The sequence below is a fragment of the Neisseria lisongii genome (assembly GCF_028463985.1).
Taxonomy (GTDB): Bacteria; Pseudomonadota; Gammaproteobacteria; order Burkholderiales; family Neisseriaceae; genus Neisseria; species Neisseria lisongii.
The window spans coordinates 2,011,182-2,034,502 of record NZ_CP116766.1; the positions used below are offsets into that span (position 1 = coordinate 2,011,182).

The 23,321-nt window shown below is 52.5% G+C and carries 16 protein-coding genes; 6 read left to right on the forward strand and 10 right to left on the reverse strand.

The annotated features are described in order from the left end of the window. The first annotated feature begins 148 nt into the window (after positions 1 to 148). Positions 149 to 2,422, forward strand: a complete 2,274-nt coding sequence (locus PJU73_RS09345; protein ID WP_237090370.1) for a Tex family protein — start codon at positions 149 to 151, stop codon at positions 2,420 to 2,422. Between the two features lie 80 nt (positions 2,423 to 2,502). Here PJU73_RS09345 and dnaJ read toward each other — a convergent pair whose 3' ends face one another. After that, positions 2,503 to 3,651, reverse strand: coding sequence for a molecular chaperone DnaJ (gene dnaJ, locus PJU73_RS09350; protein ID WP_237090369.1), 1,149 nt, complete (start codon positions 3,649 to 3,651; stop codon positions 2,503 to 2,505). 258 nt (positions 3,652 to 3,909) lie between these two features. Between dnaJ and leuS the strand changes: the two genes are divergently transcribed. Next, positions 3,910 to 6,540, forward strand: coding sequence for a leucine--tRNA ligase (leuS, locus tag PJU73_RS09355; RefSeq protein WP_237090368.1), 2,631 nt, complete (start codon positions 3,910 to 3,912; stop codon positions 6,538 to 6,540). A gap of 229 nt (positions 6,541 to 6,769) precedes the next feature. On the opposite strand, the gene PJU73_RS09360 is transcribed toward leuS, so the two are convergent. From PJU73_RS09360 to PJU73_RS09390, 7 genes are all read right to left on the reverse strand, one after another. Next, entirely contained in the window at positions 6,770 to 7,792 is a 1,023-nt protein-coding gene (locus tag PJU73_RS09360; RefSeq protein ID WP_237090367.1) for a lysozyme inhibitor LprI family protein, read from the reverse strand. A gap of 221 nt (positions 7,793 to 8,013) precedes the next feature. Continuing rightward, positions 8,014 to 9,243: a sodium/glutamate symporter gene (gene gltS / locus PJU73_RS09365; RefSeq protein WP_237090366.1), complete on the reverse strand. Its 1,230-nt coding sequence runs from the start codon at positions 9,241 to 9,243 to the stop codon at positions 8,014 to 8,016. 218 nt (positions 9,244 to 9,461) lie between these two features. Continuing rightward, entirely contained in the window at positions 9,462 to 10,220 is a 759-nt protein-coding gene (locus tag PJU73_RS09370; RefSeq protein ID WP_237090365.1) for an iron ABC transporter ATP-binding protein, read from the reverse strand. Between the two features lie 4 nt (positions 10,221 to 10,224). Continuing rightward, on the reverse strand, positions 10,225 to 11,199 hold the full coding sequence (locus tag PJU73_RS09375; protein WP_237090364.1) for an iron chelate uptake ABC transporter family permease subunit: 975 nt from the start codon (positions 11,197 to 11,199) through the stop codon (positions 10,225 to 10,227). Then, positions 11,189 to 12,160 (reverse strand): ABC transporter permease, encoded by a 972-nt coding sequence (locus PJU73_RS09380; RefSeq protein WP_237090481.1) that lies wholly within the window; start codon positions 12,158 to 12,160, stop codon positions 11,189 to 11,191. The genes PJU73_RS09375 and PJU73_RS09380 overlap by 11 nt, the downstream gene beginning before the upstream one ends. Positions 12,161 to 12,976: 816 nt before the next feature. Beyond that, entirely contained in the window at positions 12,977 to 13,921 is a 945-nt protein-coding gene (locus tag PJU73_RS09385) for a siderophore ABC transporter substrate-binding protein (RefSeq protein ID WP_237090480.1), read from the reverse strand. An 84-nt stretch (positions 13,922 to 14,005) separates the two neighbouring features. Continuing rightward, positions 14,006 to 16,174, reverse strand: coding sequence for a TonB-dependent siderophore receptor (locus tag PJU73_RS09390; protein ID WP_237090363.1), 2,169 nt, complete (start codon positions 16,172 to 16,174; stop codon positions 14,006 to 14,008). Positions 16,175 to 16,783: 609 nt separating this feature from the next. On the opposite strand from PJU73_RS09390, the gene groES reads away from it, so the two are divergent. The 3 genes from groES (at position 16,784) to groL (ending at position 19,121) form a co-directional block, all read left to right on the forward strand. Next, positions 16,784 to 17,071 (forward strand): co-chaperone GroES, encoded by a 288-nt coding sequence (gene groES / locus PJU73_RS09395; RefSeq protein WP_237090362.1) that lies wholly within the window; start codon positions 16,784 to 16,786, stop codon positions 17,069 to 17,071. A 47-nt stretch (positions 17,072 to 17,118) separates the two neighbouring features. Further along, positions 17,119 to 17,409: a DUF1330 domain-containing protein gene (locus PJU73_RS09400; RefSeq protein ID WP_237090361.1), complete on the forward strand. Its 291-nt coding sequence runs from the start codon at positions 17,119 to 17,121 to the stop codon at positions 17,407 to 17,409. Between the two features lie 77 nt (positions 17,410 to 17,486). Continuing rightward, positions 17,487 to 19,121 (forward strand): chaperonin GroEL, encoded by a 1,635-nt coding sequence (groL, locus tag PJU73_RS09405; protein WP_237090360.1) that lies wholly within the window; start codon positions 17,487 to 17,489, stop codon positions 19,119 to 19,121. 182 nt (positions 19,122 to 19,303) lie between these two features. Here the strand turns inward: groL and pgi are convergent, their stop codons facing one another. Next, the gene (gene pgi / locus PJU73_RS09410) at positions 19,304 to 20,935 is read right to left on the reverse strand and encodes a glucose-6-phosphate isomerase (protein ID WP_237090359.1); all 1,632 of its coding nucleotides are present in this window, start codon (positions 20,933 to 20,935) and stop codon (positions 19,304 to 19,306) included. Positions 20,936 to 21,169: 234 nt separating this feature from the next. Next, complete coding sequence (locus PJU73_RS09415; protein WP_237090358.1) at positions 21,170 to 21,898, reverse strand: GntR family transcriptional regulator; 729 nt, start codon at positions 21,896 to 21,898, stop codon at positions 21,170 to 21,172. A 127-nt stretch (positions 21,899 to 22,025) separates the two neighbouring features. Between PJU73_RS09415 and PJU73_RS09420 the strand changes: the two genes are divergently transcribed. Further along, the gene (locus tag PJU73_RS09420) at positions 22,026 to 23,315 is read left to right on the forward strand and encodes an SLC13 family permease (protein ID WP_237090357.1); all 1,290 of its coding nucleotides are present in this window, start codon (positions 22,026 to 22,028) and stop codon (positions 23,313 to 23,315) included. Positions 23,316 to 23,321: the final 6 nt, after the last annotated feature.

Genomic DNA, 23,321 nt, shown 5'->3' on the forward strand with positions numbered 1-23,321 from the left:
TTGTACCGTCTGCGGCTTGCTGCCTTGTATCGAAAATTAATTAAATCCGCTATGGGAAAGCCCATACGCTGTCTGCCCACCGCCGTTATGGAAAATCCCCCCGTTTCGGCTATAATGCCCGTTTGCTTTCCCAAAAATATCCGAAAATATGAATATTATCCAAATACTTGCCCAAGAGCTTTCCGCTACTGCCGCCCAGATTACCGCTGCTGTCGAACTGATGGATGACGGGGCGACGGTTCCTTTTATTGCCCGCTACCGCAAAGAGGCCACCGGCGGTTTGGACGATACCCAACTGCGCACTTTGTCCGAGCGTCTGCAATATTTGCGGGAACTGGAAGAGCGCAAGCAGACGGTGTTGAAAAGCATTGAAGAACAACAAAAACTGACGCCCGAGTTGGCGGCGGCGGTGGCGGCGTGCGACAACAAAACCGCTTTGGAAGACCTGTATCTGCCCTACAAGCCCAAACGCCGAACCAAAGCCCAAATTGCCCGTGAAAACGGTTTGCAGCCTTTGGCGGATTTGCTGCTGAACGAGCAGCCGCAGGATACCGAAGCCGCCGCCCAAGCCTATATCGGCGACAATGTTCCCGATACCAAGGCCGCCCTTGACGGCGCACGGGCGATTTTGATGGAACAGTTTGCCGAAGATGCCGCCCTGATTGGCGGTTTGCGTGAAAAATTGTGGCGGGAAGCCGGAATTCATGCCCAAGTGATTGCCGGACAAGAGCAGGCGGGCGAAAAATTCGGCGACTATTTCGACCACAGAGAAGCCGTCTGCACCATGCCCAGCCACCGTGCCTTGGCGGTTTTGCGCGGGCGCAACGAAGGCGTGCTGACCGTTTCCCTGAAATACCAGCCTGATGAAACGCCGATTACCGAACAAAGCGAATACGAACAAATCATCGCCCGCCAATTCCGGATTTCAGACGGCCACAAATGGCTCAAAGACACCGTGCGCCTGACTTGGCGTGCCAAAATCTTTCTCTCGCTGGAATTGGATGCACTCAACCGCCTGAAAGAGCAGGCCGACAGCGATGCCATCACCGTATTCGCCCGAAATCTCAAAGACTTGCTGCTGGCTGCCCCCGCCGGACGCTTGACCACGCTCGGCCTCGACCCCGGCTACCGCAACGGCGTGAAATGTGCCGTGGTGGACGACACCGGCAAACTGTTGGATACGGCGATTGTGTATCTGCACCAAGAAAACAATATGTTCGCCGCCCTGTCTGCCATGATTCGGCGGCATCAAGTCAAACTGATTGCCATCGGCAACGGCACGGCCAGCCGTGAAACCGACAAAATCGCCGCCGAGCTGGTGAAAAGCCTGCCGGAAATGGGATTGCACAAAATTGTCGTTTCCGAAGCCGGCGCATCTATTTATTCCGCCTCTGAGCTGGCGGCAAAAGAGTTCCCCGAATTGGACGTTTCGCTGCGGGGCGCGGTTTCCATCGCCCGCCGCCTGCAGGACCCGTTGGCGGAATTGGTGAAAATCGACCCGAAATCCATCGGTGTCGGCCAATACCAACACGATGTCAATCAATCGCAGCTTGCCAAATCGCTCGATGCCGTGGTTGAGGACTGTGTTAATGCCGTCGGCGTAGATGTCAATACCGCTTCCGCCCCGTTGCTGGCACGCATTTCCGGTCTGAACCAAACCCTTGCCCAAAATATCGTTGCCTACCGCAACGAAAACGGCGCATTTGCCAGCCGCAAACAACTGCTCAAAGTTCCCCGTCTCGGCGAAAAAACCTTCGAGCAGGCGGCGGGCTTTCTGCGGATTAACGGCGGTAGCGAACCTTTGGACGCTTCCGCCGTCCACCCCGAAGCCTATCCGATCGTTGCCAAAATGTTGGAAAAACAGGGGATTACCGCCGCCGAATTAATCGGCAATCGGGACAAAATCCGACATATCCGTGCCGCCGACTTTATTGACGAACGCTTCGGCCTGCCGACCATCATCGACATTCTCAACGAACTCGAAAAACCCGGCCGCGACCCGAGGGGCGAATTTCAGACGGCCTCGTTTGCCGAAGGAATTAATGAAATCAGTGATTTAGAAGTCGGCATGGTTTTGGAAGGTGTCGTGAGCAACGTTGCCAACTTCGGCGCATTTGTCGATATCGGCGTACACCAAGACGGCTTGGTGCATATTTCCGCCCTTGCCAACCGCTTTGTTCAAGACCCGAGGGAGGTTGTCAAAGCCGGCGATGTGGTCAAAGTCAAAGTGATTGAAGTCGATGCCGCCCGCAAACGCATTGCCCTGACCATGCGGCTGGACGACGAAACCGGAAGCGGCTCGCCCAAAAACAGGCCGTCTGAAAACCGCCGTGCCGACAAGGGCGGAAAACCCCGCCAGCAGCGGCAGCAGCAAATCGGCAACACCGCCATGGCGGACGCTTTTGCCAAGTTGAGAAAGTAGTTGCAGAAAAACCAAGCCGTCTGAAAATCGATTTTTCAGACGGCTTGGTTTTGTTTCAAACACTGGCAAATGTTTTAATTTCAATCAAACAATTCGCTTAATTTATCCAAAAACGTTTTCTTGCGTGGCGTTTGGCTGCGTTCGAGGCCGGTGGAGATTTTTTCAAATTCTTCCAGCAGCTCTTTCTGGCGGTCGGTCAGATTGACCGGCGTTTCGACGACGATGTGGCAATAGAGGTCGCCCATGGCGCTGGAGCGCAGGGATTTGATGCCTTTGCCTTTGACCCGCATACGGCGGCCGGTTTGGGTTTCCTGCGGAATGTTGAGTTTGACTTTGCCGTCTAAGGTCGGCACTTCGACTTCGCCGCCGAGGGCGGCTACGGCGAAGCTGATCGGGAGTTCGCAGTGTAAATCTAAGCCGTTGCGTTCGAAGATTTTGTGGGCTTTGACACGGACATTGACGTATAAATCGCCTGCCGGTGCGCCGTGCTGGCCCGGTTCGCCTTCGCCGCTCAAGCGGATACGCTGGCCGTCGTCGATGCCGGCGGGAATGTTGACTTCGACGGTTTTGCTGGTTTTGGTGCGGCCTTCGCCACGGCATTTGATGCACGGGTCTTTGATTTCTTTGCCGGTGCCGTGACAGGTCGGACAGGTCTGCTGCATTTGGAAAATGGCTTGGCGGACGTGAACCGTGCCGCTGCCGTGGCAGGTGGAGCAGGTGGTGGCGGATGTGCCGGGTTTGGCGCCGCTGCCGTGGCAGACATCGCATTCTTCGTAGGTCGGAATGTTGATGCGTTTTTTGAGGCCTTTGGCGGCTTCTTCGAGGGTGATTTCTATGCCGACTTCCAAGTCTGCACCTTGGTAGTTGGGCTGTCTGCCGCCTTGTCCGCCGCCGCCGAACATTTGGCTGAAGATGTCGCCGAAGTCGAAGCCTTGGGCGTTGCCGAAGCCGCCAAAGCCGCCGCCGAACCCTCCGCCGAAGCCGCCCTGTCCGCCGCCTGCCTGTTCGAAGGCGGCGTGGCCGTATTGGTCGTACATGGTGCGTTTTTCTTTGTCGGAAAGGGTGTCGTAGGCTTTTTGGATTTCTTTGAATTTTTCTTCCGCTGCTTTGTCGCCGGGGTTGCGGTCGGGGTGGTATTTCATCGCCAGTTTGCGGTAGGCTTTTTTGATTTCGTCCTCGCCGGCGCTGCGGGCCACGCCGAGGGTTTCGTAATAGTCTTGGTTGCTCATGTTATTCGTTATACAGATGTCGTTAAAACTGAGGTGCAGATATGGGCAAAGTGGGGAAAACTCAAGGGGGTATCTGTGTTGTGCTTGGTGAAAAGAGGGTGGGCGGTGGGCAAGGCCGTCTGAAAATTGGTTTTCAGACGGCTTCATCGGGTGTTATCGGGGGATTTTGCCGGATAAATCGTCCACTATTTTTGAAATTTAGCTGCTATAATTCCCCCTTAAATTTTCTCTTAATATCAGCGATAAAGCAGAAACATCATGCAAGAACAATACCAACCGTCCGCCATCGAACCGGCGGCGCAGCAAAAATGGGAAGCAGCCCGTTTGTTCAATGTATCCGAAGATACGTCCAAACCGAAATACTACTGTTTGTCTATGTTCCCCTATCCCAGCGGCAAGCTGCATATGGGGCATGTGCGCAACTACACCATCGGCGATGTGTTGAGCCGTTTCAAACTGTTAAACGGTTTCAATGTGTTGCAGCCTATGGGTTGGGACGCTTTCGGTATGCCGGCGGAAAATGCGGCGATGAAAAACAACGTTGCGCCGGCGGCGTGGACGTATGACAACATCGAATACATGAAAAACCAGCTTAAAAGTTTGGGTTTCGCCATCGACTGGAATCGGGAAGTGGCGACCTGCAAGCCGGAATATTACCGTTGGGAACAATGGCTGTTTACCAAACTGTTTGAAAAAGGCGTGGTATACCGCAAAAACGGTACGGTAAACTGGGATCCCGTCGATCAAACCGTATTGGCGAACGAGCAGGTGATTGACGGTCGGGGCTGGCGTTCGGGCGCATTAATCGAAAAACGCGAAATCCCGATGTATTACTTCAAAATCACCGATTACGCCGAAGAATTGCTTAACGATTTGGACAAGCTGGAACACTGGCCCGAACAGGTCAAAACCATGCAGCGCAACTGGATCGGCAAATCACGGGGCATGACCGTGCGTTTTGCCGTTTCAGACGACAGCAAACAGGGTTTGGACGGCGATTACGCACAATTCCTGCAAGTCTATACCACCCGTCCCGACACGCTGATGGGCGCAACTTATGTTGCCGTTGCCGCCGAACATCCGCTGGCAACCGCCGCCGCTGCGGACAAACTCGAATTGCAGGCGTTTATCGCCGAATGCAAAGCCGGTTCGGTTGCCGAAGCGGATATGGCGACGATGGAGAAAAAAGGTGTGCCGACCGGCCGCTTCGTGATTAATCCGCTCAACGGCGACAAGCTGGAAGTGTGGATTACCAACTATGTCTTGTGGGGTTACGGCGACGGCGCAGTGATGGCGGTTCCGGCGCATGACGAACGTGATTTCGAGTTTGCCGGAAAATACAATCTGCCGAAAAAACAAGTGATTGCCGTCGGCGACAATGCCTTTGACGTAAACCAATGGCAAGAATGGTATGCCGACAAAGAAAACGGCGTGTTGGTCAACAGCGGCGAATTTGACGGCATGAATTTTCAGACGGCATTTGAAGCGATTGCCGCCAAACTGCAAAGCAGCGGTGCGGGCGAACCGAAAACGCAATACCGCCTGCGCGACTGGGGTATTTCCCGCCAACGTTACTGGGGTTGCCCGATTCCGATTATCCATTGCGACGACTGCGGCGACGTGCCGGTTCCCGAAAAAGATTTGCCGGTGGTGCTGCCGGAAAACGTCGTGCCGGACGGCATGGGTTCGCCGTTGGCAAAAATGCCCGAATTTTACGAAACCCAATGCCCGTGCTGCGGCAAACCCGCCAAGCGTGAAACCGATACCATGGATACCTTTATGGAATCGAGCTGGTATTTCTTCCGCTATATGTCGCCCGAGTTTTCAGACGGCATGGTTGAGCCTGCCGCCGCCGATTACTGGGGTTCGGTCGATCAATATATCGGCGGTATCGAACACGCCATTCTGCATTTGCTCTACGCCCGCTTCTTCACCAAACTGATGCGCGACGAAGGCTTGGTCAAAGTGGACGAACCGTTCGAACGCCTGCTCACGCAGGGCATGGTCGTTTGCGAAACCTATTACCGTGAAAACGAAAAAGGCGGCAAAGACTGGATTAACCCCGCCGATGTCGAAGTACAGACCGACGACAAAGGCCGCCCCGTTTCCGCCACGCTGAAAGCCGACGGCAAACCCGTGATTATCAGCGGAGTGGAAAAAATGTCCAAATCCAAAAACAACGGCGTTGATCCGCAAGAGCTGATTAATGCTTACGGCGCAGACACCGCCCGTCTGTTTATGATGTTCGCCGCCCCGCCCGAACAGTCTCTCGAATGGAGCGACAGCGGCGTAGAAGGTGCGCACCGCTTCCTGCGCCGCCTGTGGCGCACCGTGTTCGAATACCTGAAACAGGGCAAAGCAGCGGCTGCATTCAGCGGCAATCAGGACGGTTTGAGCAAAGAACTCAAAGAATTGCGCCACAAACTGCACAGCACCATCGTCAAAGTCAGCGACGACTACGGCCGCCGCCAACAGTTCAACACCGCCATCGCCGCCGTGATGGAACTGTTGAACCAATACGACAAAACCGATACTTCGGGCGAAACCGGCAGAGCCGTTGCCCAAGAAGTGCTGGAAGCCGTAACCCGCCTGCTGTGGCCGATTGCCCCGCACATCAGCGAAACCCTGTGGAGCGAAATCAACAGCGGCAAACTGTGGGAAGCCGGCTGGCCGCAGGCGGATCAAGCCGCACTGGTGAAATCCGAAATCGAAATCATGGTGCAGGTAAACGGCAAACTGCGCGGCAAACTCACCCTCGCCGCCGACGCTTCCAAAGAAACCGTCGAAGCCGCCGCACTCGCCCACGAAGGCGCAGTGAAATTCATGGAAGGCAAAGCACCGAAAAAAATCATTGTCGTCCCCGGCCGACTGGTAAATATCGTAGTCTAAGCGTTTGAACCGATTACGATAAAATCAGGCCGTCTGAAAATGCCGTTTTCTATAAAACGTATTTTTCAGACGGCCTTTTTGCAGCGTTAGGGGGAATTTGGCGTGTGCCAGAAATGCGGTCAATTCCCCAGATAAAAATCAGATATTCCAGCCATCAATCCGCTTGCCGCCAAGCAAAAAACCAAGCCGTCTGAAAACATGATTTTCAGACGGCTTGGTTTCAGGCAAATCAGTTGATGGTGTAGCCTTTCAGATATTGGATACGCTCACGGGTCATGCGGGTGTCGCATTGCAGGCGCAGGTATTCGGCTTGGGGCTGGCTGTCGGCACCGGCGGCGCTTTGGGTGCAGTTGCGGCTTTTCTGCTTAATCCAGTTGCGCTGTTCTTCCACCAGCGTTTTTTGCACTTCCCGCTCCATACCGTTCCAAACGTGGTTGATTTCGCCTTCGGCCTGACGGTTTTGCTCACGGGCATCGCTCAAGTCGTCGGCATTGAGGGCGGGAACTTTCGGTTTGGCATCGTCGGGGCTGAGGATTTCGGTGTTTTCGTCCATTTCGCTGTCGGGCAGGGGTTCGTCTTCCATTTCCAAACCGGCGGCGTTGTTGTCCAAAATATCCTGCGGGTCGGCTTCGGGCGGCTCGGTGAACGGCTCGCTGCGGCTCATGCGCAGGGCTTCTTCTTTGCTGACGGCTTTGCCGTCTATCATCAGCAGGCTTTTCACGCCGTAGGGCAGCAGGGCGGCGGAAGCGTTTTGGGCAAGCTGGGCGACGGTGTTGTCTTCAAAGCGTACGCTGTCGCCTTCGGGCAGATATTGCAGGGGAACGCTGAAGCGGTTGCCGCTATAATTGAAACGGCTTCCGAGGATTTTTTGGCCGATGATGTCGGCGATGGTGCTGCTACCGTAAATCAGCGGGCTGTTGGCGGCGGCGGTGTCGGCGATGTCGTTGGGAATGCCGACGCTCAATTCGGCGCTGCACAGGCTGCGGTTGCCGTCCTGTATGGTTTGGGCATTGTTCAGACTGATGTCGAGCTGGGTGGCGGCGGCGATGATTTTGTCGGCATCGACAAACTGGCGGCTGTCGTTGCGCATAAAGGCACGGGCTTCGCGGCGGACGGTTTCCTGAAGCTGGTCGCGTATGCTTTGAATCACGGCGGGGCTGTCGCAGGAAAGGGCGGCCGGTTGCGGTTTGTCGTCGCTGCAGGCGGCGAGTGCCAGTGTAATCAGGGGCAGGAAGATGAGTTTGCGGGACATGGCAGCTCCTTGCAGAATATAGTGAATTTAATTTGAAAGTAAGATAAGGCGGCGAGCCGCAGGCAGTATAAATAATACGGCAAGGCGAGCCAACGCTGTCATACTTTCAAATTAAATTTAATTTAGTGGATTTTCAGACGGCTATCATAACAAAAGCACTTGTAACAGTTAAGCCGCTACAAGTGCTTTTTTAGGTTTTTGCGTTTATTAACGCTCGCCGGTTATTTCAGGAAATTCACAAAGCCGGAAAGAATCAGCGCATTGATGATGTCCACGAAGAACGCGCCCACCATCGGTACAATCAAAAATGCCTTGTGCGACGGGCCGAAAGTTTGGGTAACCGACTGCATATTGGCAACCGCAGTCGGCGTTGCGCCCAAGCCGAAGCCGCAATGGCCGGCGGAAACAACGGCAGCGTCGTAGTCGCGACCCATAATCACATAGGTAACAAACGTAGCGTAGATAATCATCACCACAGTTTGCACCGCCAAAATCACGGTTACCGGGCCGGCCAAACCGGTCAGTTCCCACAGTTTCAGGTTCAGCAGCGCCATAGCGAGGAACAGCGACAAGGCAGCATTGCCGAATACGTCAACCGCACGGTCGAACATATCCATTTTGAACACGGCAGTCAGAATATTGCGCAAAATCACGCCGCCGAACAGACACCATACGAATTTAGGCAGATTTAGGAACGCAGGGAAATATTCGGCATCCACGCTGTCCATGATTTGGCCGAACACCAGACAGGCGGCAAACAAAGCCAGCGTTTCTACCGCAGAATCGGCGGTAATCAGGCGGGTTTGTTGAGCTTTTTCAAACACATTGTCGGTGCTGGCAGAGGCTTGGTCGTCCACTTTTACCGCATTTTCCACCGGTTTGCGGCCTTGGCGGTTAATCAGACGGCGTGCCACCGGGCCGCCGATCAGGCCGCCGAATACCAAGCCGAATGTTGCCGAAGCCATGCCCAAAGCAGTGGCACCGGTCAGGCCGTAGTCTTTTTCAAACGCAGGACCCCAAGCACCGGCCGTACCGTGGCCGCCGGTCAGCGTAATTGATCCGGTAATCAGACCAATCAGTGGATCCAAGCCCAACACAGAAGCCAAGCCGACACCGATCACGTCTTGGACGATAATGAATGCACCCACAACCACAGTGAAAATCACCAGCGGCAAGCCGCCCGCTTTCAGGCGGGAAAAGTCGGCACTCAAACCGATGGACGAGAAGAAAATCAGCATAAATGCGTCTTGCAGCGGTTTTTCAAATTTGAAGCTGACACCGTGGGTTTGATACAGCACAAACAGAATAATTGCTGCAATCAAACCGCCGGCCACCGGCTCAGGAATATTGAAATCACGCAGAAAACGGATTTTCTGCACCAAAAATTTGCCCAACAGCAATACCAGCGTTGCGGCAATCAGCGTGTAATAACTATTAACTTCCCATTCCATAATCGTTTTTTCCTAACAAGAGTTGATCGGTGAGAATTGTGTGCAGATATTAGGCGAAGCGGTAAGTTTTGTCAAAAAATTGTGAAATCAGACAAAAAAAGAGGGTTTTATAGTAGATTTGTTGAATTTTTGGCACACATTGTAAATCCACATTGCCGCAATAGCGGTTTTCGCTTTTGCTGAAACCCGCTTCATTCGTTTTCAGACGGCCTGCTTGTTCAAATATGATGCACAATCAGTTTTTTGCCTTGGTAGTCCAACACATCGACTTCCATATCAAACAGATGTTTGATGTTTTCGGCGGTGAACACGGCTTCGGGCGTGCCGGTGAGGGCGACTTTGCCGTTTTTCATGGCGACGATGTGATCGGCGTAGGCGGCGGCCTGATTGATGTCGTGCAGAACGACAACGGTGGTGCGCCGGTATTCTTTGGTCAGGCGACTCAGTTGCTGCATCAGCGAGCGGGCGTAATACATATCGAGATTGTTGAGCGGCTCGTCAAGCAGTACATAATCGGTCTGCTGGCAAAACACCATCGCAATCATGGCACGCTGGCGCTGGCCGCCGGAAAGCTCGGTCAGATAACGTCCGGCAAACGATTGTAGTTGGAACTCTTCGAGTGCAGCGGCAACAATGCGGCGGTCGTTTTCAGACGGCCTGCCTTGGTGGTGCGGATAACGGCCGAACATCAGCAAATCACGCACGGAAATTCGGCTCATAATGCTGTTTTCCTGCGTCAGAATCGACAACACTTTTGCCAATTCTGCAGTCGGCGTGTCGCTGATATTGCGTCCGCCGTAGCAAATGCTGCCTTGGGTCAGCGGCTGCAGGCGTGCCATAAACGAGAGCAGGGTGGATTTGCCGGCACCGTTGGGGCCGATAAGGGCGGTGATGCCGCCTTGGGGAATATCGAGGCTGACATTGTCGAGAATGCGGTTGCCGCCGATGGTATGGCTGACGTTTTTAATCGTAATCATGGTTTCAGCGTTTTTTCCGGAAAATCAGATAAAGGAACACAAAGCCGCCGGCAAATTCGACCACTGCACTCAACACGCCCTGCATACCGAGTAGATGTTCAAACAGCGTCTGGCCGCCAATCAGCAGAATGCCGCCGATACAGAATGCCGTCGGCAGGCGGACAGCGTGTCTGACGGTCGGCGAAAAATAATTGGCAAGCGCCGCAGTGAGCAGCCCGAAAAAGCTCACCGGCCCGACCACGGCGGTGGAAACGGCAACCAACACCGCCACCCACAGCAGCAGACGCAGGCTGAGGCGGGAGTAGGCAATCCCCAGATTCACCGCCTGACTGCGGCCGAGCAGCAACACATCAAGCCGGTGGCGTTCGCGGGCGAGGGCAACGGCGCTCAATGCCGCCACCGCCAAACCGATGCCCACCAAATCCGTGTTTAAGGTATTGAACGAAGCAAACATATTGGCTTGGGCGGCGATAAATTCTTCAGGATCAATCATGCGTTGCAGCAGAGCGGAAATGCTGCGGAAGAAAATGCCGAACACCACCCCGATTAAAATCATGCGGGTCAAATCCCGCCCGCCCTGTTTCATCAGCGTATAAAACAGCAGCAGCGAACCGCCGAGCATCATCAATACTTCAAAACCGAATTTACCCAGAGGCGGCAGCGCCGTATAGCCGATGCCGCCGAGCGCAAATACCATCAATGTCTGCAGAAAAATATACAGACTGTCAAAACCGAGAATCGACGGCGTAAGAATCGGATTATTGGTCAGCGTTTGAAACAAAACCGTGGACACGCTCACCGCATACGCCGCCAGCAGCAGCGCCGCCAGCTTGGTCAGCCGCAGCGTCAGCACAAATTGCCAGTCGCCGCGGACATTGAGCGTCAGAAACAGAACACAACAAACCACCAGCAGCGCAAACGCCGCCCACAGCGGCTTGGCACCACCGCCGAGCCATTCAGAACGATTTTCAGACGGCATGGGCAGGCTTCCTTAACAACAACCACAAAAACAACACCGTTCCCAATACCCCGAACACAGTCGATACCGGAATTTCAAACGGATACACAATCAAACGGCCGGCAATATCGCACAGCAACACCAACGCCGCCCCCGTCAAAGCCACCGCCGGCAGGCTTTGGCGCAGCCGGTCGCCCATCAGACGGCTGATAATATTGGGGACAACCAGACCGATAAACGGAATATTGCCCACCGTAACCACCACCAGCGACGTAATCAGCGCCACAATCACCAAACCCGCCCACAATACCGTGCGGTAATTCAAACCCAGATTCACACTCACCGTTTCGCCCAAACCGAGAATCGTCAGCTGATCGGCAATCAAATACGCCGCCAGCGCCAGAATCCCCGTCAGCCACAACAATTCATAACGCCCGAGCAACACCCCCGAAAAATCGCCCTGTTGCCACACCGAAAGCATTTGCAGCATATCGTTTTCATACGCCAGAAACAGCGTTGCCGACTCAATAATCCCACCGAAAATAATCCCCACCAGCGGCACCATCAACTGCGCCGAAGGCGGCAGGCGGCGGATTAACGCCATAAACACCAACATCCCCGCCAGCGCCGCCAATGCCGACACCGACATCTTCACCATCAGCGCCGCTGACGGCACAAACAACGCCATCAGCAGCAGCCCCAAAGCCGCACTCTGGCTCGCCCCCACCATCGAAGGCTCAACGAAACGGTTGCGCATCAAAATCTGCATAATCATCCCCGCCACCGCCATCGACGCACCGGTCAGCACAACCGCCAGTGTCCGAGGCAGACGGCTGACCCACATCAGCTGCAAATCATCAGAAAATTCCAACAGCTTGCGCCACTGAAAATCCGCCACCCCGACCGACAGACTGACGGCAGACAACACCGCCAGCGCCGCCACAGCAGCCAGATTCAAAGACAAAAGTCGCTTGGTAAACATCATAACAGACGGGTATCCGTGGTGATTGGGGGGAAATCTTCGGGGTTGGTAAAGTGTGATATTTTTTCGGTTAATCCACTATAGTTAAAACACCGAATTTTCCATACAAAAGCAGGCGTAGGTTGAGGTTAGCGAGGCACGAGCGTAACTCAACAAAATCTTATGTTTCAAGGTGTTTTCAATCGTGTTGGGTCTAGACCCAACCTACACCCTGTTTAAAAACCGTATGAATGATTCAGTGTATTTACTATATATTTCACGATATTCAGTTTTTAATGATAAAACCGTCAAACCATCAATGTCCGGCAACCTTGTTCCCTCTCCTGTGGGAGAGGGCTAGGGAGAGGGTAAAATCTTAACAGCTTCAGCAACAAGCAAACCGCATGGCAGAAAAGCCCTCAACGGGAGAGGGAGAAAAAGTGTAGTTGCCGAACAGTTTTGAAAACCACTTGGCAAAGTTATCTTTTCTAAATCCAACCAGCAACTTAACTCAATCCACCAACCTGTCCCCCGTCCCGCTGGCGGGAAGGGGTTAGGGGAAGGGTGGCACGTTGCCTGATATCGTGAATTTACTTTAAAAGTATTACAGCGTTGGCTCGCCCGGCTCAAAGAGAACGGTTTTTGTAACCGGATTAAACAACAATCCGGACAAAACCTGTCCCGTACTACCTGTACTGTCTGCGGCTCGCCGCCTTGTACTACTTTTAAAGTGAATCCACTACAGTAGTTTTAGCTTCTCAAAAAACCTCTTCGCTGATTTTCAGACGGCCTCAATGCCGTCTGAAAACCAACTTCCCATTTCAATCAGGAAAAAACCTACTTCGCCGCTTGAAACGCATCGGTAACCTGTTTCGCCGCATTCAGCAATTCCTGAGCGCCGCCGGCCGCCAGATAGGTTTCCGGCACCAGATACACCACGTGGCCTTTTTTCCATGCCGTGGTTTCGGCGACCAGCGGATTATCCAGCACATCTTTCGCCGCCGTGCCGTCTTCACCGATGGCGGCGGAGCGGTCCAAAACAAACAGCCAGTCCGGATTTTTTTCCTTAATATATTCAAACGTTACCGGTTGGCCGTGGCTACCTTCCTTAATCGACTCGTCTGCCGCAGGCACGCCGATGTCCCGGTGCAGCCAGCCGCCCAAGCGGGATTGGGCGCCGAATGCCGACATTTTGCCGCCGTTGACCAACACCACCAAACCTTTGCCCTTGCCCTCGGCCGCCTGTTTCGCCGCCTCAAACGCCGCATCGATTTCCGCTTTCACCTGTTCCGCTTCGGCCTGTTTGCCGAAAATCTGCGCCAAAGCATCAATCCGCTCTTTGGCACTGTTTTTCAAATCGGCGGTGTCGGCCGTCATCTCAATTGTCGGCGCAATCGCATTCAACTGGTCAAACGCCTTGGCGGCACGGCTTCCGATAATAATCAGCTGCGGCTTGTAGGCATTGAGCGCTTCATAATCCGGCTCAAACAGCGTCCCCGCAGGCTGGGCGTTTTTCAGATATTCCGCCAAATAAGGCAGACGGTTTTGATTGACCGACATCCCTGTCGGCACACCCAATTTGTTTAACGTATCCAGCATACCCAAATCATAAACCGCAATCCGTTGCGGATTTTGCGGCACCGTCGCCTCGCCTCGAGTCGTGTTTACCGTCAGCGACTGCACGGCCGCCGAAGCCGCCGGTTCGGACTGCGTATGATTCTGCGGCGAACATGCCCCCAGCGCCAAAGCGCAGCAAAGTGCCAGCGAACTCAAACGTAACATCATCATCTTTCCTTTCCTGATAGGGGAGATGCCGTCTGAAAAACGCATTTTCAGACGGCATGGTTTATCGGCAAAAGCCTTAGATTAGAAGCGGTAGTTTACGCCCAAGCGGACATCACGGCCGACACCCGGCAGGGTTGTGCTGCGTTGGCTGTGCGGATAGTAGAACTTGTTGAACACATTGTTTACGGACAGGTTCACATTCAGGGTGTCTTTACCCAGCGGTTTCCAGTTGGCGAACACATCGTTCACGCCGAAGCCTTTGCGTTTCACCTCAACTGGATTGCCTCGTTGATCTACTTCGCCTCTCACTAATACTGAGCCGGACGCATTTTCTAAGTAGCGGCCCCGCCAGCCGATTTCCAGATTCGGATTATCGAAGCGGTAAGAGAGCGAAGTCGTCCACGTGCGGCCGGTTTGTACGGCAAACTCAGGATTGCTGCTCAACAGGTTGTCTTTGTGGGTGTCGTAAATGCGGGGTTTGCTGTGGCTTACGCCGACTTTTGCCAGCAGACCGCCGTTGCGGTAAGACGCACCCAATTCGTAACCGCGGTTTTTGATGTAGCCTGCATTGGTAATTTCCTGAACGCCCGGAATAGGATTGCCCGCTTCATCATGGCGGCGTTGCGGACCGGCTACGGCATCTTTGATGGTTTGCCAGAAGTAACTACCGTTGGCGGCGAAGCTGCCGTTGTTGTAGTTGAAACCGATTTCGGTATTGCGTGCGCGCTCGGCTTTGGTGCCGTCGGCAATCGAAATGATGGTGCCGTTGCCGTGGGTACGCAGAGCGTCATACAAACGAGGGCTGCGGGTGGCATAGTTGTGGCTGGCGCTGAAGCTCCAGTGTTCGTGCGGTTGGTAAATCACGCCGAAGCTCGGGTTCACTGAACCATCGGAAACTGATTTGCCGTCGTGGGTTTCGAGATCGAAGTGGTCGTAACGCAAACCGCCGGTCAGAGTGAAGTCGCCGATGTCGTGAATGGCTTCAACATAAACGCCGGTATCCTGTTTGGTCGGATTGGTCAGGTTGTAGCTGCGTACGATGTTTTCTGTACGTCTGTCGTTTGCCAGCTCGGCAGGTGTTTTCGGTACAGTTTGACCATTAACTTGTTTCGTTCTTGATCTGATTGTGTAGTCTTTGTTCAGGAATTTATGCGGTTCGATTTCCTGATGGCGGTAATTGACACCGTATTTCACCACGGTCTTCTCACCGAAATTGCTGTCCAAATTAAGGTTTGCGCCTTTGGTGGTGATGGTGGTTGTGGTCGGACCGGCAATACCACCTGCATAGCCGTTGCCTCTGTCGTCAGCCGAATAACGCTCGTTTTTCATCAGGTAGGCGTTGGCGTTTAATTTGTCGATAAAGCCCAGATTTTTTGCCGTCCATTCCAAATTGGTGTTGGATTGGGTGGTTTCACGATAGGCTGGGGCTTGGCGGTCTAAGGTCAGACGCGGGTTGTCGGCACCGAAGGCAGTAAATTCTTCACGCACAGTACGCAAACCACGGTGTTGGTCCTGCATATGGCTCAATACAAGGCGGTGGTCGCCGAAATTGGCACCGATTTTCGCCAAGTAGTTGCGTTTATCCAATGCACTGTACGGTACGGTTTTACCGCCGTTGCTGTTGCGGTAGTCTTTGCCCGGCTCGTAGTCTTTTTCATCGTTGCGGCTGAAAGAGAACAAGCCGTCGAAGTTGCCTGCTTTGCCGAACACGCTGGCACCGTAGTTTACGCCGTCGTTGCTGGCGTAGCCGCTGTTCAGGCGTACGCCCCAGTCTTTATCCAAACCTTTGAGCAAGTCTTGGGCATCAACGGTTTTGGCAATGATTGCGCCGTTGGTTGCACCGATACCGGCAGAAGCCGAACCCGCACCTTTTTGTACGGATACGATTTTAATCAGGGCAGGGTCGATGATGAAACGGCCTTGATGATACAGAATCTGGCTGTCGGAATAGGCGTTATCGACTTTGATATCAACCGAGTTTTGACCCATGCCGCGCAAAGTCAGAAATTGGGAAGTACCGTTGCCGCCGCCGAAGTCGATGGCAGGTTCGTTTTTCAGCAATTCCCGCAAATCGGTGGCGGTGCTTTCGTCTTTTTGTTGAAGGGTAACGACATTGGTGCGGATTTTGCTACCTTGGCGGTCGCCTTTTACTTCAACCGTATTCAAAGTATGGGTTTCTTCGGCGTGGGCAAAACCGGCGCCGATCATCAGCGACAACAGGCTGAGACGGAAAAACGGAGTGGCTTTCATGCGTAAATCCTTGTGGGAAAGATTAAGGGTTGTCGGATATCAATACCAAAAGATACTAATATCAATTCTCATTACGTTAAATATTATGTTTCATTGCTTAAGAAATGTGAAGTGCTAATAAAATTCAAAATCAGTTAGAAATGGTGGGCAAGTAAATGGGTTGCCGATTTGGTTTTTAGGGCGGCATATGCAAACTGGTTGGTTGAATAGTTTGATATTTGAATGAAAATAAATGAAATATTATTTTGGAATGTTTGGTAATTTTATGTGATTTAAATAGAATATTATTGTGGTTTTGGCGAGATTGACGGTATTTTCGTATGGAATTTTTTGTGTAAAGAAAGTGTAAATCAGGTTTTTATTTGATAATTGTTGTTTATTTGCAACACTGTTTGGGCGGCGGTGTACGGTTGGGCTGATGATGGAACACGGCGGGGCGGGGTGGCGGACTTTTGTCAGCTGATGGCGGTTTGTGCCGCTGATGAAAGGGAAAAATTTTTTGCCGCTGCTCTTGAATTTGCCGCCGCCGACTCCATGTTGCGGACATTGCTCGGCTGTTGCGGCCGGGTCAGTTTTATTGACAATCTATTTGAATATCGGGAGAGAGATATGACCATCCGTCCTTTACATGACCGTGTAGTGGTTAAACGTTTGGAAGCCGAAGAGAAAACGGCTTCGGGTATTGTGTTGCCGGGTGCGGCTGCGGAAAAGCCTGATATGGGCGAAGTGATTGCCGTGGGTGCCGGTAAAGTCGGCGAAGACGGCAACCGCCGTGCGCTGGACGTGAAAGTCGGCGACAAGGTGATTTTCGGCAAATACAGCGGCCAAACCGTTAAAGCCGACGGCGAAGAATTGCTGGTGATGCGCGAAGAAGATATCTTCGGTATCGTGGAATAATTGAACAAGCGGTAAAGCCTATCCTGCTATTGTGAAGGAAAATAGTGATGACAGCTTATGTTGTTTTTATCCGGGACAAGATGAAAGACCAAGCGGCTTATGACGGCTACCTGCAGGCAGCCGTGCCGACGCTTGCGCCCTTCGGCGGGGAAATCTTGGCGGTCAATGGTGCGCATGAGGCCTTTGAAGGTGCGGATTTCGACGGTTCGGTCGTTTTGCGTTTCCCCGATATGGCTTCCGCCCGTGCGTGGTACACAAGTGCTGAATATGAGCAGTTTAAAGCTGTTCGCTTGGGCGCAACCGAGGGCCGTGCCATCTTGTTGGAAGGTGTGGCTTAACCTTAATTTCAGGCCGTCTGAAAAACGGTTTTTCAGACGGCCTCAATCAGATTTTTAGTGATTTTTGGAGAATTTAAATGGCAGCTAAAGAAGTTCAATTTGGTAATGAAGTCCGCCAAAAAATGGTAAACGGCGTGAATGTGTTGGCAAACGCCGTGCGTGTAACCTTGGGCCCGAAAGGCCGCAATGTGGTGCTGGACCGTGCGTTCGGCGGCCCGCACATCACCAAAGACGGTGTGTCCGTAGCCAAAGAAATCGAATTGAAAGACAAATTCGAGAATATGGGTGCGCAAATGGTGAAAGAGGTTGCCTCTAAAACCAATGATGTAGCGGGCGACGGTACGACAACCGCTACCGTATTGGCGCAGGCGATTGTTACCGAAGGCATGAAATACGTTACCGCCGGTATGAACCCGACCGACCTGAAACGGGGTATCGACAAAGCCGTTGCCGCTTTGGTGGAAGAATTGCGCAACATCGCCAAACCTTGCGACACTTCCAAAGAAATCGCCCAAGTGGGTTCGATTTCCGCCAACTCTGACGAACAAGTCGGTGCCATCATCGCCCAAGCAATGGAAAAAGTGGGCAAAGAAGGCGTGATTACCGTAGAAGACGGCAAATCGCTGGAAAACGAGTTGGACGTGGTAGAAGGTATGCAGTTCGACCGAGGTTACCTGTCGCCATATTTCATCAACGATGCCGAAAAACAAATCGCTGCACTGGACAATCCTTTTGTCTTGCTGTTCGACAAAAAAATCAGCAACATCCGTGATTTGCTCCCTGTTTTGGAACAAATCGCCAAAACCAGCCGTCCGCTCTTGATTATTGCCGAAGACGTTGAAGGCGAAGCCTTGGCAACTTTGGTGGTGAACAATATCCGAGGCATTCTGAAAACCGTAGCCGTGAAAGCACCGGGCTTCGGCGACCGCCGCAAAGCCATGCTGCAAGACATCGCCATCCTCACCGGCGGCACCGTGATTTCCGAAGAAGTCGGCCTGTCGTTGGAAAAAGCCACTCTGGAAGACTTGGGTCAGGCCAAACGCATTGAAATCGGTAAAGAAAACACCACCATCATCGACGGTTTCGGCGATGCCGCCCAAATCGAAGCCCGTGTGGCCGAAATCCGCCAGCAAATCGAAGTGGCAACCAGCGACTACGACAAAGAAAAACTGCAGGAACGTGTGGCAAAACTCGCCGGCGGCGTGGCAGTGATTAAAGTCGGCGCAGCCACCGAAGTGGAAATGAAAGAGAAGAAAGACCGTGTCGAAGACGCATTGCACGCAACCCGTGCCGCCGTTGAAGAAGGCGTGGTTGCCGGCGGCGGCGTAGCCCTGCTGCGCGCCCGTTCTGCTTTGGAAAACCTGCACACCGGCAATTCCGACCAAGATGCAGGCGTACAAATCGTATTGCGTGCCATCGAATCACCGCTGCGCCAAATCGTTGCCAACGCCGGCGGCGAACCGAGCGTGGTGGTGAACAAAGTGTTGGAAGGCAAAGGCAACTTCGGCTACAACGCAGGCAGCGGCGAATACGGCGACATGATCGAAATGGGCGTACTCGATCCGGCAAAAGTAACCCGTTCCGCACTGCAACACGCCGCATCTATCGCCGGTCTGATGCTGACCACCGACTGCATGATTGCCGAAATCCCGGAAGACAAGCCGGCCATGCCTGATATGGGCGGCATGGGTGGCATGGGCGGTATGATGTAAGGCCGTCTGAAAATCAGTTGTTTGAATGAAAACCTGCAAAACGTTGCTTTGCAGGTTTTTTTGTGTGGTTGGGGATAAGTATGGTGAATAAAGATTGCAGTTTCAATGATGAAGTAAAGCGGTGCGGTTACCCGCACCCGACGACCGATTTTTAGCTGCGCAGAAACTCGTTACCCTCGTTTTCAGACGGCCTGCTGACATTGCCGGTAAAACGTAATCAGGCCGTTGGTGGAGCTGTCGTGTTCGGGCGTGCCGTTGTCCAATTCGGGTTCGATGGCTTTTGCCAGCACTTTGCCGTATTCCACGCCCCATTGGTCGAATGGGTTGATGCCCCAAATCACGCCTTCGGCGAAGGTTCGGTGTTCGTAGGCGGCCAGCAGCATACCGAGGTTGAACGGGTTGAGGCTGTCGATGAGCAGGCTGTTGCTCGGGCGGTTGCCGGGGAAGACTTTGTGCGGGGCGAGTGCGAGGCGTTTGGCTTCGGGCAGGTGCGCCAGCTCGGCAAGGGCTTCTTCGTAGGTTTTGCCTTTCATCAGCGCTTCGGCTTGGGCGAAGGCGTTGGCAACGGTGAAACGGTGTTGGCGGCCGATGTTGTGCGGCGTGGTCATCGGTACGATAAAATCGCACGGAATCAGGCGGGTGCCTTGGTGCAGCAGTTGGAAATAGGCGTGTTGGCAGTTTACGCCTTCTTCGCCGAACATGATGCCGCCGGTTTTCAGTTCGGCTTCGCTGCCGTCGATGGTGCGGCTTTTGCCGCAGCTTTCCATATCGAGCTGGTTGAGCCAGCTTGGAAAACGGCGCAGGTTGTGGCTGTACGGCACGACGGTATGCCCGTCCGCCTGATAAAAATTGTTGTACCAAACGTGCAGCAGCGCCATTAAAACCGGAATATTGTGCCTAAATCCGGTATGGAAAAAATGCTCATCCATAGCGTGCGCACCTTGCAGCAAGGCACGGAAATGCGCTTCGCCCAAGGCGACCATCACCGGCAGGCCGATGGCCGACCACACCGAATAGCGGCCGCCGACCCAATCGAACATGGCAAACACCCGTTCGGCTTCGATACCGAAACGGCGGGCGGCTTCGGTGTTGCTGGAAATGGCGCAGAAATGCCGTCCGATACCGGCTTCGGGCAGACCGGCGCTGCGGTACCATTCACGGGCGGCCTGTGCATTGAGCAGCGTTTCCGGTGTGCCGAACGATTTGCTGGCAATGCTGAATACGGTGGTTTCGGGGTTGAGTCCGACCAGTTTGTTGGTCATTTCGGCATCATCGGAATTGCCGACAAAATGTACCCGCACCTGCTGCTGATAATTTTTCAGCGCCTGCGTGCAGACTTTCGGCCCCAAATCCGAACCGCCGATACCGATATGGACAAAATCGGTAATCCGCTTGCCGCTGACACCGGTGTGGCTGCCATCGAGAATGCTGCGGGCAAAGGCCAGCGCCCGTTTCAATTCATGATGGACTTTCGGCACGATGTTTTCACCGTCCACATACACTGCTTCTGCATTTTCGGGCAGACGCAGCGCAGTGTGCAGCACGGCACGGTTTTCGCTGGTGTTGATTTTTTCGCCGCAGCGCATGGCGGCCATCTGCTGTGGCAGCCCGGCGGCTTCGGCCAAACGGCAAAGCAGGGTCAGCGCCGTTTCATCGACACGGTTTTTACTGTAATCAAACAGCAGCCCGTGCAGCGTTTCGTGCATCCGGTCAAAACGCTGCGGGTCGGCGGCAAACTGGTCGCGCATGTGAATGGAAACGGTGTTGCGGTAATGTTCGTCCAAAGCCTGCCATAGGGCTGAAAATGCTGGCATAGTGGGGATTTCCTTGAGGGTTTTGATAAAAAGTCGAACCGTTTCAACTTTAAATTTAACTGCTTATTCTACCAAAAAAGCAGCCGCTTGGGAGGCGGGTACTGTTTAAACATAAGGCCGTCTGAAAATACGTTTTGAAGTGTTCCCTAAATTTTAGGCACGACAAAAGTTGCGCCGTTCATCATTGGGAATAGCAGATAGATAGTGGATTCACTATCTTGACATTTACCCGTTTTAAGAAATTACCGTTTCATAGAAAAAATCTTGCGCTCTTCCGTATGATTCCCGGTATTCCAATACGGTGCCGTCGATGCCTTGGGCAAAGCGGCGGATTTTGATAACAGGTTCGTCTGCTTGAGTTTGCAGATAAGGATCGGAATAGTGTGCTAAAAAAGTCAGTTGTTCTCGGGCGGAAAGAATCAGTTGTCCGCAAACGTTGATATACAGCGGATACAGCAAATTTTCAAATTGTTCGGGTACAAGATTGAGTAGGGCTTGGAATGGTTCAAAGGGCAGCCATATTTTTTCGCTGACCATCACGATTCCATCCAAATGGCGCGTGCGTTCGATGTAAATGAGCGGCGCATTTGATTTGCGTTGCAGATAGGCATTAATTTCCGCCTTTCCATCGATAGCAGTGATATTTTCGATGTAACCAGTGGGAATAACCGGTTCTCCGGCTTTGCTGCGGTGGCGGAAAAAGCGGATGAGGGAGCTGTTAAAGTCGGGGTATTTGACAAATGTACCTTTGCCTTGAATTTTGGTCAGTAGTCCGTCTCGAACCAATTGTTCGATGGCTTTGCGTATGGTGCCAATTGATACTTGGTAGGTTTCAGCCAAAATATGTTCGCTTGGAATCGGTTCGCCAATTTGCCATTTTTGTTCGGCTAATTGTTTTTGGATGAGGTGACGTACTTGTTCGTAGCGGGGCAGTTTGCCGAGCCGGTTCTGATTCAGTTCCATTTTTCTGCTTTAAATAAAATAGATTGACAAATATAGCACAAATTGACAATATTCAATTCATCTAGTCATATATATGACTAGATGAATATTCAAAAATACAAAGCGTCAGATAAAGGAGCAGTTTAAGATGATTGGACTTATTTTACTGGTGATTGCGTTCGTTATCGCCGCAGGTTACATCACGAAAATCAATATAGGCTTTTATGCAATTGCCGCAACCTATGTCATCGCCTGTTTTGTTATGGATTTATCGCCGGGTGATTTGATGAAAATGTGGCCGGTAAAAATCTTTTTTGTGATTTTGTCGGTCAGCTTGTTTTATAACGTGGCATTGGCCAATGGCGCATTGGAAAAATTAGCCGGCCATTTGCTTTATCAGTGCCGTAATTTTCCCAATATTTTGCCGTTAGTCATATTTGCGGCGGCAACAATCATTGCAGGGCTGGGTGCAGGATTTTATACCGTGCTGGCATTTATGGCGCCGCTGACACTGCTACTTTGTCAGAAAACCAAAATGAATTTGGTTGTCGGCAGTATGGCTGTGAACTACGGTGCATTGGCCGGCGCCAATTTTATGACTTCGCAAAGCGGTATTATTTTCAGAGGTTTGTTGGAAAACGCAGGCATTCCTAAAGAAACTGCATTTAATTATGCAAGCTCTATTTTTGTTGTAACGTTCTTGGTTCCCATTGCGGTGTTGGGTACATATTCCCTGTGGAGCCACCGGTCATCTGCGGTTCATATTCACGCCGAGAAGCCGGAACCGTTTGATTTGAAACAAAAGCAGTCGATTTATCTGATTATTCTTTTGATGACGATTGTATTACTGTTTCCGATTTTACATTTGCTGTTACCGCAGAATGAATGGATTGCCTCGATAAATCAGAAGATGGACATCGGTTTTTTGGCCATCGTTTTTACATTAATCAGTATGGTAATGAAACTGGCGGACGAGAAAAAAGTGATTGCGTTGGTGCCTTGGAATACCTTAGTGATGATTTGCGGCATGGGTATGCTGATCGGAATCGGTGTCAAAGCAGGCGTTATTGAGGCATTCTCAGGCTGGGTTTCAGGTAATGTGGCTTTTTGGCTTATTCCGGTGGTATTGTGCTGCATTAGTGCGGTTATGTCGGTTTTTTCCAGTACACTTGGCGTTGTTGCCCCGACTTTGTTCCCGATTATTCCTGCGATCGCGGTTCATTCGGGTTTGGAACCTGCTTTGTTATTTACTGCGGTTGTGGTTGGCGCCCAAGCGACAGCCATTTCACCATTCTCTTCGGGAGGCAGCCTGATTTTAGGCTCTGCACCGGAGGGGATTAATAAGAATACATTGTTCAACAGCCTGTTGTTCCGTGCCATTCCGATCGGCATGGCGGCTGCACTGATTGCCGTGGTTTTGGCTCAATCCGTAATGTGATAAAGG